The 16,421-nt window shown below is 73.7% G+C and carries 15 protein-coding genes and 1 riboswitch; of the genes, 6 read left to right on the forward strand and 9 right to left on the reverse strand.

The genetic code is table 11. From position 1 onward, the window contains the following. Positions 1-50 precede the first annotated feature (50 nt). Positions 51-857, forward strand: a complete 807-nt coding sequence (locus IE225_RS29900) for an HAD family hydrolase (protein ID WP_190060781.1) — start codon at positions 51-53, stop codon at positions 855-857. Between the two features lie 163 nt (positions 858-1,020). Here IE225_RS29900 and IE225_RS29905 read toward each other — a convergent pair whose 3' ends face one another. Continuing rightward, positions 1,021-1,512 carry a transglycosylase SLT domain-containing protein gene (locus IE225_RS29905; RefSeq protein ID WP_190060782.1) on the reverse strand — a complete coding sequence of 164 codons (492 nt, stop codon included), beginning with the start codon at positions 1,510-1,512 and terminating at the stop codon, positions 1,021-1,023. 4 nt (positions 1,513-1,516) lie between these two features. Next, positions 1,517-1,725: riboswitch (cyclic di-AMP (ydaO/yuaA leader) on the reverse strand. A gap of 535 nt (positions 1,726-2,260) precedes the next feature. Here IE225_RS29905 and IE225_RS29910 point away from each other — a divergent pair. From IE225_RS29910 to IE225_RS29925, 4 genes are all read left to right on the forward strand, one after another. Further along, positions 2,261-3,271 (forward strand): polyprenyl synthetase family protein, encoded by a 1,011-nt coding sequence (locus IE225_RS29910; protein WP_190060783.1) that lies wholly within the window; start codon positions 2,261-2,263, stop codon positions 3,269-3,271. Positions 3,272-3,686: 415 nt separating this feature from the next. Next, on the forward strand, positions 3,687-4,928 hold the full coding sequence (locus IE225_RS29915; RefSeq protein ID WP_190060784.1) for a LolA family protein: 1,242 nt from the start codon (positions 3,687-3,689) through the stop codon (positions 4,926-4,928). Positions 4,929-4,983: 55 nt separating this feature from the next. Continuing rightward, complete coding sequence (locus IE225_RS29920) at positions 4,984-6,144, forward strand: ABC transporter ATP-binding protein (protein ID WP_373303289.1); 1,161 nt, start codon at positions 4,984-4,986, stop codon at positions 6,142-6,144. Continuing rightward, the gene (locus tag IE225_RS29925) at positions 6,131-7,033 is read left to right on the forward strand and encodes an ABC transporter permease (protein WP_190060786.1); all 903 of its coding nucleotides are present in this window, start codon (positions 6,131-6,133) and stop codon (positions 7,031-7,033) included. Before IE225_RS29920 ends, IE225_RS29925 begins: the two co-directional genes overlap by 14 nt. A gap of 133 nt (positions 7,034-7,166) precedes the next feature. On the opposite strand, the gene IE225_RS29930 is transcribed toward IE225_RS29925, so the two are convergent. Continuing rightward, positions 7,167-7,757 (reverse strand): flavodoxin family protein, encoded by a 591-nt coding sequence (locus IE225_RS29930; protein ID WP_190060787.1) that lies wholly within the window; start codon positions 7,755-7,757, stop codon positions 7,167-7,169. Between the two features lie 99 nt (positions 7,758-7,856). Then, entirely contained in the window at positions 7,857-8,393 is a 537-nt protein-coding gene (locus tag IE225_RS29935; RefSeq protein WP_190060788.1) for a DUF6668 family protein, read from the reverse strand. A 215-nt stretch (positions 8,394-8,608) separates the two neighbouring features. Between IE225_RS29935 and IE225_RS29940 the strand changes: the two genes are divergently transcribed. Continuing rightward, positions 8,609-10,144 carry a tetratricopeptide repeat protein gene (locus IE225_RS29940; protein WP_190060789.1) on the forward strand — a complete coding sequence of 512 codons (1,536 nt, stop codon included), beginning with the start codon at positions 8,609-8,611 and terminating at the stop codon, positions 10,142-10,144. A gap of 114 nt (positions 10,145-10,258) precedes the next feature. Here IE225_RS29940 and IE225_RS29945 read toward each other — a convergent pair whose 3' ends face one another. The 6 genes from IE225_RS29945 to IE225_RS29970 all read right to left on the reverse strand — a co-directional run. Next, the gene (locus IE225_RS29945) at positions 10,259-10,741 is read right to left on the reverse strand and encodes a VOC family protein (protein ID WP_190060790.1); all 483 of its coding nucleotides are present in this window, start codon (positions 10,739-10,741) and stop codon (positions 10,259-10,261) included. A gap of 163 nt (positions 10,742-10,904) precedes the next feature. Continuing rightward, the gene (gene rarD / locus IE225_RS29950; protein ID WP_190060791.1) at positions 10,905-11,870 is read right to left on the reverse strand and encodes an EamA family transporter RarD; all 966 of its coding nucleotides are present in this window, start codon (positions 11,868-11,870) and stop codon (positions 10,905-10,907) included. A 290-nt stretch (positions 11,871-12,160) separates the two neighbouring features. Beyond that, a complete protein-coding gene (locus IE225_RS29955) occupies positions 12,161-13,246 on the reverse strand; it encodes a 2-oxoacid:ferredoxin oxidoreductase subunit beta (RefSeq protein ID WP_190060792.1) in 1,086 nt (361 codons plus the stop codon). Further along, entirely contained in the window at positions 13,239-15,170 is a 1,932-nt protein-coding gene (locus tag IE225_RS29960) for a 2-oxoacid:acceptor oxidoreductase subunit alpha (protein WP_190060793.1), read from the reverse strand. The genes IE225_RS29955 and IE225_RS29960 overlap by 8 nt, the downstream gene beginning before the upstream one ends. Before the next feature lie 220 nt (positions 15,171-15,390). Continuing rightward, on the reverse strand, positions 15,391-16,050 hold the full coding sequence (locus IE225_RS29965; RefSeq protein ID WP_308432568.1) for a LuxR C-terminal-related transcriptional regulator: 660 nt from the start codon (positions 16,048-16,050) through the stop codon (positions 15,391-15,393). A 242-nt stretch (positions 16,051-16,292) separates the two neighbouring features. After that, positions 16,293-16,421 (reverse strand): ATP-binding protein (locus tag IE225_RS29970; RefSeq protein ID WP_506004989.1); only part of this gene is annotated, 129 nt, incomplete at its 5' end.

The raw sequence follows: 16,421 nt of genomic DNA on the forward strand, positions 1-16,421 counted from the left end.
CGTCCGGTTCAGGTCGGGGCGGTGGGGCGCACGGTCCGTATTCTCTGATCATGGCCGTTCCCACCGCATATTCACTCGTCGCCACTGACCTGGACGGAACCCTCCTGCGAGGCGACGACACCCTCTCCGACCGCTCCCTGGCCGCACTCGCGCGGGCCGCCGAGGCCGGCGCCCGCCATCTGGTGGTGACGGGACGGCCGGCCCCGCGGGTGCGGCCGCTCCTGGACGACCTGGGCGGCACGGGGCTCGCGGTGTGCGGTCAGGGCGCGCAGGTCTACGACGCCGCCGCCGGACGCCTGTTGTTCTCGGTCACCCTCGACCGCGAACTCGCCGAGACCGCGCTCGGCAAGATCGAGGCCGAGGTCGGGCAGGTGTACGCGGCGGTGGACCAGGACGGCGTGGACGGGCTGACGCTCGTCGAGCCGGGGTACGTGATGCCGCACCCCACGCTTCCCGCGGTGCGCGTCGACCGGCGCGACGACCTGTGGTGCGCGCCGATCAGCAAGGTGCTGCTGCGCCATCCCACCCTGTGCGACGACGAGTTGGCGGCGGTGGCGCGGTCGGTGGTCGGCTCGCTGGCGACGGTGACGATGTCGGGCCCGGGGACGGTGGAACTGCAGCCCCACGGCGTCACCAAGGCCACCGGGCTGGCGCTGGCCGCCGGGTACCTGGGCCTGGGGCCCCGGGACGCCATCGCCTTCGGGGACATGCCCAACGACATTCCGATGTTCGACTGGGCGGCCCACGGCGTGGCCATGGCCAACGCCCATCCCGAACTCAAGGCGGTGGCCGACGAGATCACGCTGTCGAACGAGGAGGACGGCATCGCCGTCGTCCTCGAGCGGCTGTTTCCCTGACCGGGTCCTTCCGGCCGGTTCTTCCTAATTGGGGCCTTCTGGGGGACTTCCTGGTCGGTCTTCCTTGACCGGGTTTCCTCGACCGGTGCTCCGTCGCCCGGGCTCCGTCGCCCGGGTCTCCCCGGCCGGTCGGCAGCCGGCCGGGGAGACCCGGACCCGCGGCTCAGTACGGGCCGTTGACGTTGTCGATCGAACCGTAGCGGGCGGCGGCGTAGTTGCAGGCCGCCGTGATGTTCGCCACCGGGTCGAAGGGGTCCCAGGAGGTGCCGGGCACGTGGTAGGCCCTGAAGGTCGGGTCGATCACCTGCAGCAGGCCCTTGGACGGGGTGCCGGCGGCGGCGTTGGCGTCCCAGTTGTTGATGGCGGCGGGGTTGCCCGAGGACTCGCGCATCACGTTGCGGTAGATGCCGTTGTAGGTGCCCGGGATGCCGTGCCGCGCCATGACGACCAGGGAGGCCCGGATCCAGCCGTCGAGGTTGTCGGGGTAGCCCAGGGAGGTGGCGGTGAGCGGCGGCGTCGAGGCCGTGGTGGCGGCCGAGGCGCTGGGCGCGCCGATCAGCGGGAGGGCGATCACGGCGGCGCCGGCGCCGGCGACGGCGAGCGTGCGGCGGAGGCGGTGCGTGCGGGCACGGCGGTGCTGACCCTTGGCAGGCATGGCGAAGTCCTCTCCTGACGCCTGCGAGGTGAGCTGTCGGGTTCGGGCGGGAGGTGCCCGGCCGCGCCGGGGGACGGCGCGGCTTCACCCCGAGCCGGTGCGGTGCGGCGTACGGCGTACGGCCGGGTGGCGTACGCGGTGCGGCATCGGTCCGGCGGCTTGCCTGGGTCCCCCGCTCCTGCCGTGTGCGGATGAATACGTCGATGGATTTCCGGGCGGCGGCAGGATTAGGCGTCCGCCCGACGGCCGGGAAGGTATGCGAGAGCACATGTCCGGAACAAGGGCCGGATTCACTCATCGGACTAGTTGACCTTGTTCGGGGTGATCTGAGGTGCTTGATCCTTTGCAGGTGCCAAGGCTCAACTGGCGCTTCTGGCAAGGGGAACGGGCCGGCGGGCGGCGAGGGGCGACAATCGGCCAGCGTGACCGAATTCACTGAATACCTGGCCGGAGGGCATTTATGGCGAAGAGGGAATTGATGCATTAAGAGGAGTAAAACGGGCGTAAAGGGGGTCGGAATGAAAGGAGTGGGTGGTTCTGTCGGCGAGGTCCGGCGGGGCAAGTCGTCGCAAATCCCTTGGTACCGTGTGATTGACGACATACCCGGTGTCATCCGGTATGGACCGGCCCGTGCCCCCGGGCTCTGTCGGTGATCGAAAGGTGACCGGATACGCTGACTTGAGTGATGGCGGCGACCTATCGACAAACCGTGTAATCGCCAGCAGACACAGCAGACAGGAGACCCCTCGTGACCGTCGTCGGGCCGTTCGGGCTGAGCGTGCGGGGCCAGGCTCTCGAAGCCGATGTCCAGGCCGGGTTGGCGGCTGTCGAGGAAGGGCTGCTCGAGGCCACCAAGAGCGAGGTTCCCTTCATCACGCAGGCCGCGCAGCACCTGGTGCGGGCGGGCGGCAAGCGCTTCCGGCCGCTGCTCGTGATGCTCGCCGCGCAGTTCGGCGACCCGTACGCGCCCGGGGTCGTGCCGTCGGCCGTCGTCGTGGAGCTGACCCACCTGGCCACGCTCTACCACGACGACGTCATGGACGAGGCCGGCGTGCGCCGCGGGGTGCCCAGCGCCAACGCCCGCTGGGGCAACTCGGTCGCCGTCCTCACCGGTGACTTCCTCTTCGCCCGCGCCTCGCAGATCCTCGCCGACCTCGGCCCGGAGGCGGTGCGGGTGCAGGCGCTGGCCTTCGAGCGGCTGGTCACCGGCCAGATCCTGGAGACGGCCGGGCCGCAGGACGGGCGCGACCCGGTCGAGCACTACCTGGACGTGCTCGGCGGCAAGACCGGGTCGCTGGTGGCGGTCTCCTGCCGGTTCGGGGCGATGATGTCCGGCGCCGACGAGTCGGTCGTCGACGTGCTCACGCAGTACGGCGAGCGCCTCGGCGTCGCCTTCCAGCTCGCGGACGACGTACTCGACATCGCCTCCGACTCCCGCGAGTCCGGCAAGACCCCGGGAACCGACCTGCGGGAGGGCATCCCCACCCTGCCCGTGCTGCGGCTGCGCGAGCGGGCCAGGAAGCTGGGGCTCGCCGAGGACGTCGCGCTGTGCGAGCTGCTGGAGTCCGACCTCAGCGACGACTCCCGGCACGCCGAGGCGCTGGCCGCCCTGCGCGCCCACCCCGCGCTGGAGCAGGCACGCCGCGACACCGTGCGCTACGCCCAGGAGGCCCGGGCGACGCTGGCCCCCCTGCCGGAGTGCGACGCCAAGGTCGCGCTGACGGAACTGTGCGACGCGGTGGTGCACCGGGCGGGCTGACCGCGGTGGTGCACCGGGCGGGCTGACCGCGGTGGTGCACCGGGCGGGCCGACCGCGGTGGTGCACCGGGCGGGCCGACCGCGGTGGTGCACCGGGCGGGCCGACCCGCCCGCGGCGGCGGCCCGCCGGCCCGCGTCCGTGGGTGGCCCGCCGACCCGCGCCCGTGCCCCGCACCCCGTACCCTGGGCTGTGTGGCGCGTGTCACGCCCGTCCCCTACGGGTAGGGGGCCGAACTCCCCCGCCGTGTCATACCGCAGCGGTACGCGGGGTTGGTCCCGGGGGCTGACGCTTCGGCGTGGCCGATTTGGTCAGATGGATTCTGCGGACATCACCACTTCTCACCGGTTCGGGTGAGAATGGCGGCCCGAGGGTGGGCCGCCGCAGCCGCCGTCGACCAACGGAGGTAGGGCACGACATGGCACCGTACGAATCCGACGACAGCACGACCGCCGCGGAGGCCGGCGAGCGGGACGCGGGACGGCGCGGAATCGCGCGGTACGGCGTTCCGGTCGCCGTGATGGGGGTGGCGGCGGCGACCATCGGGCTCGTCCCGGCACTCGCCGACTCCGGCGACCCCGACCTGCCGAAGATCAGCGCGCAGCAACTCCTGGAGAAGATGGCCCAGTCGGACGTGCAGCAACTGTCCGGCACCGTGCGGATCAGCACCGACCTGGGCCTGCCCGACCTCGGCGGGCTGGAGAACAGCCTCGCCTCCGGCGCTCTGGCCTCGGGCGCGCCGGACGGCCACGGCTCCTCCGCCGACCCCTCCGCCAAACTCACCGAACTCGCCACCGGCACGCACACCCTGCGCGTCGCGGCCGACGGCCCCGACCGGCAGAAGCTGTCCCTGCTGGAGAACGCCGCCGAGTACAGCCTCATCCACAACGGCACGGACGTCTGGGGCTACGACAGCAAGGCGAACGAGGTCTACCACGCCACCGCGCCCGCCAACGCCCGGCAGAAGGACCGGAAGGACGGGAAAGACAGGGGCGGCGACGAGCCGCCGGTGACGCCCCGGCAACTCACCGACCAGGCCCTGAAGTCCGTGGACGACACCACGTCCGTGACCGTCGACGGCACCGCGCAGGTGGCCGGCCGGGACGCCTACAAGCTGCTCATCAAGCCCAGGCAGTCCGGCACCACCACCGTGGGGTCGATCAGCGTGGACGTGGACGCCCGGACGTGGCTGCCGCTGAAGTTCACCCTGACCCCGGCGAGCGGCGGCGCCGCCGTCGTGGACGTGGGCTTCACGCGGATCAGCTACGCCAAGCCCGCCGCGTCGACCTTCGACTTCACCCCGCCCAAGGGCGCCAAGGTCACCGAGGACCACGCCCACGCGGACGGCTCCGCGGGCGCGCGGGAGCAGAAGTCCGAGCAGGACCTGGCCAAGGGCTTCGACGGGCTGAAGGTGCTGGGCGAGGGCTGGAACTCCGTGGCCGCCTTCGACACCGGCAGCCGGGACGGGGCCTCCGCCTCCGGCGGCGGTGACCTCGGCGGGCTGCTCGGCTCGTTCGGCGACCGGGTGCGCGGCGGGTTCGGCTCGGGCACGGTGTTCTCCACCCGCCTGGTCAACGCCCTGGTCACCGACGACGGCAAGGTGTACGTGGGCGCGGTCACCAAGAAGGCGCTGATGGAGGCGGCCGACCGGGGACGGTGACGCGGTGGGTCCCGTGCGGGCGGCGCCCGTACGGCCGCGGTGAAGCGAGGAGACCATGGAGGAACTGTCCGCTGCGGAACCGGACCCGGACCCGCGACCGGCTCGGCAGCCGGAGCGGGGACGGGAACGGGGACGGGTGCAGGAGCGAGGGCCGGACCGGACGCCGGAGCCGGGCCGGGCAGCGGAGGCGGACCGAAGGCCGAAGGCGGATCGGACCCCCGAGGCCGACCGGACACCCGAGGCGGACCCCCGGCCGGCGGCCACGGTGGCGGCGGACGAGCCGGTGATCGCCACCCGTGCCCTGACCAAGCGCTACCGCGGCGGACAGCTCGCCGTGGACGGCCTCGACCTGACCGTCCCGGCGGGCAGCGTCTTCGGCTTCCTCGGCCCCAACGGCTCCGGCAAGACCACCACCATCCGCATGCTGATGGGTCTGATCGAGCCGACCTCGGGCACCGCCCGCGTCCTCGGCCGGCCCATGCCGCGCGCCGCCCGCACCGTCCTGCCCGAGGTGGGCGCGCTCATCGAGGGACCCGCGCTGTACGGCTTCCTCAGCGGACGCGACAACCTGATGCGCTACGACGCCGCCGACCCGACCGCCGACCCGCGCACCCGGCGCGCCCGCGTCGCCGCCGCCCTGGACCGGGTCGGGCTCACGGCCGCCGCGGGCAAGAAGGCCAGGGCCTACTCGCTGGGCATGAAGCAGCGGCTGGGTCTGGCGGCGGCGCTGCTGCGGCCGCGCCGACTGCTCGTCCTGGACGAGCCGACCAACGGACTGGACCCGCAGGGCATGCGGGAGATCCGCGCCCTGGTCCGGGAACTGGCCCGCGACGGCACCACCGTCTTCCTCTCCTCCCACCTCCTGGACGAGATCGAGCAGGTGTGCACGCACGCGGCCGTGATGGCGCGCGGCCGGCTCATCACGCAGGGCCCGGTCGCCGACCTCGCGGCCGGCCTGCGGGGACGGCTCGTGGTGACCACCCCGGACGCGGGGGAGGCGGCCCGGGTGCTGAAGGAGCAGGGCGTCGGGGACGTCGTCGTCACCGGGGACCGGGTGACCGGCGAGCCGCCGGAGCCGGACCGACGCGACCTGGCCGACCTCAACGCCGCGCTGGTCGCGGCCGGGGTGCGGGTGCGCGGCTTCGGGGTGGAACGCGCCTCGCTGGAGGAGGCGTTCGTGGCGCTGACGGGGGAGGGTTTCGATGTCGCGGGCTGAGCCGGCCGCCGTGCCGCACACCGGGCCGGCCGTGCGGCCGCCGCGCCGCCGGTGGACGTTCGGTCTGCTGCGCAACGAACTGACCACCACGTTCCGGCGCTGGCGCACGCTCGCGCTGCTCGGGGTGCTGGCCGCCGTGCCCGTCCTGGTCGGGGTGGCCGTGCGCGTCGAGACGCGCGACGGCTCCCCGGCCGGCGGCGGGGGCGGCGGAGAGGGCGGCCCGGCGTTCATCGCGCAGGTCACCAACAATGGCCTGTTCCTGGTGTTCACGGCGCTGGCCGCGACCCTGCCGTTCTTCCTGCCCATGGCGGTCGGCGTCGTCGCGGGCGACGCGGTCGCCGGGGAGGCGAACGCCGGCACGCTGCGCTACCTGCTGGTCGCCCCGGCCGGCCGCACCCGCCTGCTGCTCACCAAGTACGCCACCACGCTGGCCTTCTGCCTGGTCGCCACCCTCGTCGTGGCCGTCTCCGCGCTGGCCGTGGGCGCCCTGCTCTTCCCGCTGGGCGACCTGACGACCATCTCCGGCACGCGCATCACCTTCGCCGACGGCCTCGGCCGCGCGCTGCTGATCGCGCTCGTCGTCGCCGCGTCCCTGATCGGCGTCGCGGCCCTCGGGCTGTTCGTGTCGACCCTGACCAACAGCGGCATCGCCGCCATGGCGACCACGGTGGGCCTGGTCATCACCGTGCAGATCCTCGACCAGATCCCCCAGCTGCACGCCGTGCGGCCGTACTTCTTCCCGCACTACTGGCTGTCCTTCGCCGACCTGATGCGCGACCCCGTCTACTGGGACGACCTGCTGAGGAACCTCGGCCTGCAGGCGTTGTACGCGGCGGTGTTCGGCTCGGCGGCCTGGGCCCGGTTCACGACGAAGGACATCACCGCCTGAGGGGCAGCGTCGCCTGAAGGACCTTCACCGTCCGGCGATATGGACCGGATCGGCCGTGCGGACCGGATCGGCCGTGCGGACCGGATCGGCCGGGCGGGCCGCCACCGCCCGGCCGACCCGGCCCGCACGGCGGTCACGCGGCCGCCGTCTCGTACGGGAAGCGGGCCAGGGGCGCCTCTCGGGCGAAGAACGTCTTCGCGCGGGCGAGCGCCGCCTCGTCGTTCAGGACGTCACCGGGCCCGCTGCCGTTGCCGAGCAGGACGCCGCCGAAACGCATGCCCAGGTAGGCGGCCGAGTTGTTGAGGGTGCCGATCAGCGGGTCGGCGACCACGGTCTCGGTGTGCGCGAGGGCGGTGACGCCCCACAGGGTGCGCCCGGCCAGGGTCGCCTTGAAGTCCAGGCCCGGGGTGCGCAGCCAGGCCGACCAGTGGTCGAGGTAGCGCTTGGTGTGGGCGGACACCGAGTACCAGTACAGCGGCGTCGCCAGCACGATGTCCGTCGCCGCGAGCGTGGCGTCGAGCAGCAGTGCCGCGTTGCCCTCGGTGGGCCGGACGTGGTCGCCGTCGTGCCGCAGGTCCACGAAGTCCGGCAGCGGGTGCTCGGCGAGGCTGATCCAGCGCTGCTCCACATCCGCGGGGAGCTGCTCGGCGGCCCTGCGGGCGAGCAGCTCGGTGTTGCCTCCGCTGCGGCTGCTGCCCAGCAGGAACAGGAAACGGCGGGTCATTCGGTCCCCCTGACGGTGGGCGTACGACTTCTGCGTGCACATGCATCATATGCGCGCGCATGGAAAATCCCCACACCGGCCCGGTGCCCGCCGCCCGCCTCAGCGGCCCCGCACCGACGCTCCCGTCAGCCGCGCCAGCGCCTCCGTCTCCCGGGGCGGCGGGCCGGTCAGGTCACCCAGGCGCCAGGCCGCGACCCAGGGCACGCGGTAGACGTCGATCACCGCCTCGATCCGCTTCACCTGCTGGGCGAGCGGCCGCGGCAGCCGTCCCGGCGCGTCCGCCACCAGCACCACGGCGTCCAGGTCCAGCCCCGCCGGCGCGTCACCCCGCCGGAACGCCTCCAGGGCGCGCAGCGCCGCGGCCAGGCCCGCGGCATGGGTGCGGGCCACGAGCAGCACCGACGGCGGCGCGCCGGCGCCGGGCCAGTCGCGTCCGCAGTCGTGGCCGCCGTAGACCGCGGCGAGGGTGCTGGCACCGGCCCCGCCGTGGGCGGCCACCCAGGAGAAGCGGCGGCGGGTCACGGACGGCGGGTGGCCGGGTCCCCCGGATGCCGGCGCGTCGGTGCCGACCGGTGCGCCGGTGCCGACCGGCCCGCGGAGCCAGATCTCCGGCCCCTGTCGCACACCTGTCCGCATGCCTGTGCTCCTTCCTCGCCGTGCGCCGGTCCCCGACGATGGTTCCGACACCGGCCCGGTTCCGTAACGGCGCCCCGGGCTCCTGGTGCGAGGCTGTGACGTCGCGGTGACCCGGCCGGGGCGGCGGGGCGGGGACACTCGATCGTACGGGTACGGCCGCCACCCGCCGCCGGGAGAACAGGGCACCGGCGGCGGGAAGGAGTGAGGAAGCACCGATGTCTCGACTCAGCCGCGACAGGAAGCGGGACCGCGAGCGCGCCGCGCACGTGCCGGCACCCGCGGTCACGCCGATCGACGTCCGGGTGCCGGCGGACGGCTCCGGCACCGCGTCGGTCGGCGGCGTGCCCGTCGTGGCGGCGCCCGGCGAAGAGGTCCAGCACGCCGTCCTGAACCACCTCCACCGCATCGCCCTCGCCACCGGCCACCCCGTCCTGGCCACCGTGCGCGACGAGCGCATCGGCTACGTCGTCCCGCTCCAGGTACGCGAGGACGGCTCCAGCGGCTTCACCGGCGAACCGGTGCCGCTGAACACGCCGGAGGCGCCGGGTCGGCCGGGCCTGCCGGACGGGCCGGGCCGTCCGGACGTGCCGGGCGGACCGGAGACGACGGGCGTGTCGGAAACGGTGAGCGGGCCGGAGTCTCCGGACGTGCCGGAGGCCCTGGGGCGGCCGGAGGCGCCGGGCCGGCCGGGCGAGGCGGGCGCGCCGGAGGCGGTCGGCCCCGCTCCGGAAGCGGGCGTTCCCACGCCGGAGGCGGGCGTCCCCGCGCCGGAGACCGCTCAGCCGCCGCGGACCGGAGGCGCCGACCCGTCCGACCCGTCCGGCCCGTCTGGCCCGTCCGGCCCGCCGGTCGGCGACACGCCCACGCAGGTCCTGCGGCACCCGCCTACACCGGACGCCGCCCCGACGTTCCGCATGCGGACCCTGCCGCAGCCGCCCGCCGAGACGCCGACGTTCATCCTGCGCCCGCTGCCCGGCCCCGGACCGGACGCACCCGCCGAGGCCCCCCGCGACCACGCACCGGGCACGGTGGCCCCGCCCACCGGAGCCTTCGGCCCCCCGCCCGTCATGGACACCCCGCCCACCCCCGCCTCCGCGCCCGCCCCCCTTCCGCTCCCCACCCCTCCCGCCCCGGCGCCGGCCCCCGAGCCGTCGGAGCCGTCGGAGCCCGCGTTCACCGACCCGCCCGAGCCCGACCCCAAACCCACTCCGCCCCGCGGTTTCGACGCCGTCGCCGAGGCCGTGCTCGGGGACGAGCCGCCGGCCGGGGCCGGCGAGGACGCGGCGGCCTTCGCGGAACCGGTGGCGCGGATCAACGAGGCCGTGAAGACGGGCGGGATCGACACGGCGGCGCAGCTTGCGGAGCGGACCCTGGCGGAGGCGTCCGGCGCGCTCGGCCCGGATCACCCCGAGGTGCTGCGGCTGGGCGAACTCACCGCGTACGTGGCCTACCTGGCGGGCGACCCGGTGCGGGCCTTCCGCCTCTCCCTCGACCTCGCCCGGGCCCGCCGCGGCACGGGGGACGCCGAGGCGGCGTACGGCAACGTGCAGAGCGCGGCCACCGCCTGGCGCGCGGTGCGCGACCCGGAGCAGGGGCTGCGGCTGGGCCACGACCTGATCGGCCTGTGGTCCGACCTCGCCGCCGAGGAGGGGCCCGCGGCCGAGGACGTGGAGCAGCTGCACTCCGCTCGCGCCCGCATGGACCGCCTGGCCGCCCGCGCCCGCGCGGCGGGCCCCCGGCCCACCGCCTGAACCCGGAACCCGGCCGATCGCCCGGACCCGGAACCCGGCCCCTCGCCTGAGCCCGGAACCCGGCCGATCGCCCGGACCCGGCCCGTCCGGGCCGCCGCCGCGCTCCGTCGCGCCCTACTGCACGCAGAACTCGTTGCCCTCCGGATCCGCCATCACCACCCACTCCCCGGCGGGCTCCCGCACGTGCCGCAGCACGCTCGCCCCGAGCCGCTTCAGTCGCTCCACCTCCTCCTCGCGCCGGCCGGCACCGGTGTGCAGGTCGAGGTGGAGCCGGTTCTTGCCGGACTTCGCCTCCGGCACGCGCTGGAACAGCAGGCGCCGGCCGAGCCCGGTGCCGCTGTGCTCGTCGTAGGGGTCGTCCGGGTGCCGCACGGCGATCAGGTCCCGGAAGGCGGGGCGGCCGTGGAACTCGACGGCGGCCTCGGCGGGCAGTGCGCCGTGTTGGAGGAGCTGCTCGACGAGGGCGCTGTTGTCCTCGACCGCGTAGCCGAGCGCGGCGGCCCAGAAGTCGGCCTGCGCGTGCGGGTCGGCGGCGTCGATGACGAGCTTCCAGTGCAGCGGCGGGTGCGGGGACGCGGAGTGCTGTGTCGTCGTCATGCGACCACTGTGCCCGACACCACTGACAACGGCCGCGCACCGCCCGCGGTCCGCGGAAGGATCGCCTGCGGATCGCCTGCGGACCGCCTGCGGGCCGCCCGCGCACCGGCCCGCGGGAGGGCCCCGCGTCGCCCGCGGCGGTCCTACGCGGTCCTACGCGGTCCTATGCCTCCACCCGCTCGACCGCCCCCGGCTCGCGCCGCGCCGCCTCCGCGGCCAGCGCCGCCGCGCGTTCCCGGGTGCGCCGTGCCGAGCGCCACGCGTCGGCCGTCAGCACGGTCAGGGCCAGCCACACCAGGGCGAACCCGGCCCAGCGCTCCGGCGGCATGGCCTCGTGGAAGTACAGCACGCCGAGCAGGAACTGGAAGACGGGCGCGAGGTACTGCAGCAGGCCCAGCGTGGACAGCGGGACGCGGATCGCGGCGGCGCCGAAGCAGACCAGGGGCAGGGCGGTGACGACGCCGGTGGAGGCGAGCAGGGCCGCGTGTCCGGGGCCCTCGGCGGTGAAGCTGGAGTCGCCGTGGGCGGTGAGCCACAGCAGGTAGGCGAGGGCCGGCAGGAACTGGATGGCGGTCTCCGCGGCGAGCGACTCGATGCCGCCGAGGTCGACCTTCTTCTTCACCAGGCCGTAGGTGGCGAAGGAGAAGGCGAGGGTGAGGGAGATCCACGGCGGGCGGCCGTAGCCGACGGTCAGTACGACGACCGCGGCGGCGCCGACGCCGACGGCGACCCACTGCACGGGCCGCAGCCGCTCCTTCAGGACCAGCACGCCGAGCGCGATGGTGACGAGCGGGTTGATGAAGTAGCCGAGCGAGGCCTCGACGACGTGCCCGGAGTTCACCGCCCAGATGTAGACGCCCCAGTTGACGGTGATGACCGTGGCCGCGGCGGCCACGAGGGCCAGCCGGCGCGGCCGGCGCAGCAGCTCGCCGGCCCACGCCCAGCGCCGTACGACGAGCAGCGCGGCGGAGACCAGGACGAGGGACCACACCATCCGGTGGGCGAGGATCTCCACGGCGCCGGCGGGCTTGAGCAGCGGCCAGAAGAGGGGGACCAGGCCCCACATGCCATAGGCGGCGAAACCGTTCAGCAGTCCGGTGCGCTGCTCTCTCCTGGAGTCCGCGGCCACGGCCCCTCCCTCTCACGTCGTGCTCGTCGCACGACGGTAGCGCCGCCACCCCCGGTCTGTCATGTCCGTATCGCCATACGGTCATGACAGACCGGAAGGCGGGACCACGGGGGCTCACTCCACGACGAGCGCTCACTCCACGAGCGCCTGCTCCACGAGCGCGGCGGCGATCCCGCCGGACATACGACGAGATCCGCCGGACACACGCCGGGACCCGCCGGACACACGACGAGGCCCGGACCGTGTCGGCCCGGGCCTCGTAGCGCAGTGCGCGGCGCGCGGCGCCGGTGTCAGCCGACGACCGTCCAGGTGTCGCCGCCCGCGAGGAGCGCGGCCAGGTCGCCCTTGCCCTTCTGCTCGATCGCCGTGTCCAGCTGGTCGGCCATCTGCGTGTCGTACACCGGCCGCTCCACCGAGCGGAACACGCCGATCGGGGTGTGGTGCAGCGTGTCCGGGTCGGCCAGGCGGGAGAGCGCGAACGCCGTGGTCGGGGAGGCGGCGTGGGCGTCGTGGACCAGGACGTCGGCCTCGTTCTCCGGCGTGACCGTGACGACCCGCAGGTCGCCGGTCAGCGGATCCCGGACCACCCCGCGGGAGCCGTCGCGGCCGAAGCGGATCGGCCGGCCGTGCTCCAGGCGGATCACGGCCTCCTCGGCCTGCTGCTTGTCCTTCAGGACGTCGAAGGCGCCGTCGTTGAAGATGTTGCAGTTCTGGTAGATCTCGATCAGCGCCGTGCCCGGGTGGCGGGCGGCGGCCCGCAGCACCTCGGTGAGGTGCTTGCGGTCGGAGTCGATCGTGCGGGCCACGAACGACGCCTCCGCGCCCAGCGCCAGCGAGACCGGGTTGAACGGCGCGTCCAGCGAGCCCATCGGCGTCGACTTGGTGATCTTGCCGATCTCGGAGGTCGGGCTGTACTGGCCCTTGGTCAGGCCGTAGATCCGGTTGTTGAACAGCAGGATCTTCAGGTTGACGTTGCGGCGCAGGGCGTGGATGAGGTGGTTGCCGCCGATCGACAGCGCGTCGCCGTCACCGGTGACCACCCACACGCTCAAATCGCGCCGGGAGGTCGCCAGGCCGGTGGCGATGGCGGGGGCGCGGCCGTGGATGGAGTGCATCCCGTAGGTGTTCATGTAGTACGGGAAGCGTGAGGAGCAGCCGATGCCGGAGACGAAGACGATGTTCTCCCGCGCCAGGCCCAGCTCCGGCATGAAGCCCTGCACGGCCGCCAGGATCGCGTAGTCGCCGCAGCCGGGGCACCAGCGCACCTCCTGGTCGGACTTGAAGTCCTTCATGGACTGCTTGGCCTCGGCCTTGGGCACCAGGGAGAGCGCGTCGACGGTCCCGGCGCCCTCCGTGGCCGTGGTCGTCTCAGGCATCGATGGCCTCCTTGAGGGCCGTGGCGAGCTGCTCGGCCTTGAACGGCAGCCCGCGCACCTGGGTGAGGGACTGCGCGTCGATCAGGTACTTGGCACGGATCAGGGTGGCGAGCTGGCCGAGGTTCATCTCGGGGATCACCACCTTGGGGTAACGCTTCAGCACGGCACCGAGATTCCGCGGGAACGGGTTGAGGTGGCGCAGGTGGGCCTGGGCCACCTGCTCGCCCGCCGTCCGCAGCCGCCGCACCGCCGCGGTGATCGGCCCGTACGTCGACCCCCAGCCCAGCACCAGCAGCCGTGCCTCGCCGCTCGGGTCGTCGACCTCCACGTCCGGCACCTCGATGCCGTCCACCTTGGCCTGCCGGGTGCGGACCATGAAGTCGTGGTTCTCGGGGTCGTAGGAGATATTGCCGGAGCCGTCCTGCTTCTCGATGCCGCCGATGCGGTGCTCCAGGCCCGGCGTGCCCGGCACCGCCCACGGGCGGGCCAGGGTCTCGGGGTCGCGCTTGTAGGGCCAGAACACCTCGGTGCCGTCGTCCAGGGTGTGGTTGGGGCCCTGCGCGAACCGCACCCTGAGGTCCGGCAGCTCGTCCAGGTCCGGGATGCGCCACGGCTCGGAGCCGTTGGCCAGGTAGCCGTCGGACAGCAGCATCACCGGGGTGCGGTAGGTCAGCGCGATCCGGGCCGCCTCCAGGGCGGCGTCGAAGCAGTCGGCCGGGGTGCGCGGCGCGACCACCGGCACCGGTGCCTCGCCGTTGCGGCCGTACATCGCCTGCAGCAGGTCCGCCTGCTCGGTCTTGGTGGGCAGGCCGGTCGACGGGCCGCCGCGCTGGATGTCCACCACCAGCAGCGGCAGCTCCAGGGAGACCGCCAGGCCGATCGTCTCGCTCTTCAGCGCGATGCCGGGCCCGGAGGTCGTGGTCACCGCCAGCGAGCCGCCGAACGCGGCGCCCAGGGCGGCGCCGATGCCCGCGATCTCGTCCTCCGCCTGGAAGGTGCGCACCCCGAAGTTCTTGTGCCGGCTCAGCTCGTGCAGGATGTCGGAGGCCGGGGTGATCGGGTACGAGCCGAGGAACAGCGGCAGGTCCGCCTGGTGGGAGGCGGCGATCAGGCCGTAGGCCAGGGCCAGGTTGCCGGAGATGTTGCGGTAGGTGCCCGGCGGGAACGCCTTCGCGGCCGGCGCGATCTCGTAGGAGACCGCGAAGTCCTCCGTGGTCTCGCCGAAGTTCCAGCCCGCCCGGAAGGCGGCGATGTTCGCCTCGGCGATCTGCGGTCTGCGCGCGAACTTCTTGCGCAGGAACGCCTCGGTGCCCTCGGTGGGCCGGTGGTACATCCAGCTCAGCAGGCCCAGCGCGAACATGTTCTTGCTGCGCTCGGCCTCCTTGCGGGTCAGCTCGAAGTCCTTCAGCGCCTCCACCGTCAGCGTGGTCAGCGGCACCGGGTGGACGCGGTAGCCGTCCAGCGAGCCGTCCTCGAGCGGGTTGGCGGCGTAGCCGACCTTCTGCAGCGCCCGCTTGCCGAACTCGTCCGTGTTGACGATGATCTCCGCGCCCCGCGGCAGGTCGCCGAGGTTCGCCTTCAGCGCCGCCGGGTTCATCGCCACCAGCACGTTGGGCCGGTCGCCCGGGGTGAGGATGTCGTGGTCGGCGAAGTGGAGCTGGAAGGACGACACGCCCGGCAGGGTGCCTGCGGGGGCCCGGATCTCGGCGGGGAAGTTCGGCAGCGTCGACAGGTCGTTGCCGAAGGAGGCCGTCTCCGAGGTGAACCGGTCACCGGTGAGCTGCATGCCGTCACCCGAGTCCCCCGCGAACCGGATGACCACCCGGTCCAGGCGGCGCACGTCCTTCGTTCCGGCCGCCCTGCGCTGCTCTCCGACGGCGGCTCCGCCGGTCTGCTCGGTGGGGCTACTGACCTGGCTGGTCACTGAACTGGACCTCCTTCGAGGCGGCTGGGTGAGGTCGGCCCTCCCGCAGACCTTCCTTCTTCAACCCTACGTCGGTAAGGGTCGCCTTCCTTGTGCCGTTCGCATGGTGGACGTGCCGGTGAGACGTGGGACGGCTGTGTCTGCTGCATCCTCACGGTGCCTCTCCCCCCTCGGCTCGCGCTGGTGCCCGGCTCGGCGATCGTGGTCCAGTGTCACGCGTTCAGGAGTTGAGGTAGGTCAGAACCGCGAGAACACGCCGGTGATCCCCTTCGCTCGGCGACAGGCCGAGCTTGAGGAAGATGTTGCTGACGTGCTTCTCCACCGCGCCGTCGCTGACCACGAGCTGCCGGGCGATCGCCGAGTTCGTGCGGCCCTCCGCCATCAGGGCGAGCACCTCGCGCTCGCGGGGGGTGAGACCGGCCAGCACGTCCTGCTTGCGGCTGCGGCCGAGGAGCTGCGCGACCACCTCCGGGTCCAGGGCCGTCCCGCCCCCGGCCACCCGCACCACCGCGTCCACGAACTCCCGCACCTCGGCGACCCGGTCCTTGAGCAGGTAGCCCACGCCGCGGCTGGAGCCGGCCAGCAGCTCGGTGGCGTACCGCTCCTCCACGTACTGCGACAGCACCAGCACCCCCAGGTCCGGGTGGGCCCGGCGCAGCCGCACCGCCGCCCGCACCCCCTCGTCGGTGTGCGTCGGCGGCATGCGCACGTCGGCGACCACGACGTCCGGCAGCGCGTCCCGGCCGGCCAGCTCGGTGATCGTCTCGACCAGCGCGTCCCCGTCGCCGACCCCGGCGACCACCTCGTGCCCCCGGTCGGTCAACAGCCGGGTCAGGCCCTCCCGGAGCAGCACCGAGTCCTCGGCGATGACCACCCGCACCCTGTCCTTCACGTCCTCCACGCTTCCGGCCCCCACACCCCGTACGTCCGTCCACCGGACCCGCCGCCCGGCTGTGCCCTGCGCAACAGGTCCAGCATTCCAGTATTCGGAGGGGGGTGGGGGGAGGGCGCCGGGAATACTGGGGAGTTCACGGGGGCGCGCACGGCCCCGCGGTACGGCCGGCGGGCCGTACGCCGGCATTGTCGGCGGGGCGTGCGCCGGCACCGTCGGCGGGCCGGTCGTCAGTCCCGTGCCGTCCGCTCCCGCCAGGGCAGCTCGGCCGTCACGCGGGTCGGGCCGCCGGCCGGGGAGTCCACCACCAGGACGCCGTCGACGGCGTCGAGGCGTTCGGCGAGGCCGCGCAGGCCGGT

The sequence above is a fragment of the Streptomyces echinoruber genome, assembly GCF_014651135.1.
Classification (GTDB): Bacteria; Actinomycetota; Actinomycetes; order Streptomycetales; family Streptomycetaceae; genus Streptomyces; species Streptomyces echinoruber.

Bases quoted from the DNA above. Each gene is read 5' to 3' on its own strand.
- IE225_RS29905 (WP_190060782.1), bottom strand. From the start codon at position 1,512: ATGCCTGCCAAGGGTCAGCACCGCCGTGCCCGCACGCACCGCCTCCGC.
- IE225_RS29955 (WP_190060792.1), bottom strand. From the start codon at position 13,246: ATGCCTGAGACGACCACGGCCACGGAGGGCGCCGGGACCGTCGACGCG.
- IE225_RS29945 (WP_190060790.1), bottom strand. From the start codon at position 10,741: ATGACGACGACACAGCACTCCGCGTCCCCGCACCCGCCGCTGCACTGG.
- IE225_RS29900 (WP_190060781.1), top strand. From the start codon at position 51: ATGGCCGTTCCCACCGCATATTCACTCGTCGCCACTGACCTGGACGGA.
- IE225_RS29930 (WP_190060787.1), bottom strand. From the start codon at position 7,757: ATGACCCGCCGTTTCCTGTTCCTGCTGGGCAGCAGCCGCAGCGGAGGC.
- IE225_RS29935 (WP_190060788.1), bottom strand. From the start codon at position 8,393: ATGCGGACAGGTGTGCGACAGGGGCCGGAGATCTGGCTCCGCGGGCCG.
- IE225_RS29925 (WP_190060786.1), top strand. From the start codon at position 6,131: ATGTCGCGGGCTGAGCCGGCCGCCGTGCCGCACACCGGGCCGGCCGTG.
- IE225_RS29915 (WP_190060784.1), top strand. From the start codon at position 3,687: ATGGCACCGTACGAATCCGACGACAGCACGACCGCCGCGGAGGCCGGC.
- IE225_RS29940 (WP_190060789.1), top strand. From the start codon at position 8,609: ATGTCTCGACTCAGCCGCGACAGGAAGCGGGACCGCGAGCGCGCCGCG.
- IE225_RS29920 (WP_373303289.1), top strand. From the start codon at position 4,984: ATGGAGGAACTGTCCGCTGCGGAACCGGACCCGGACCCGCGACCGGCT.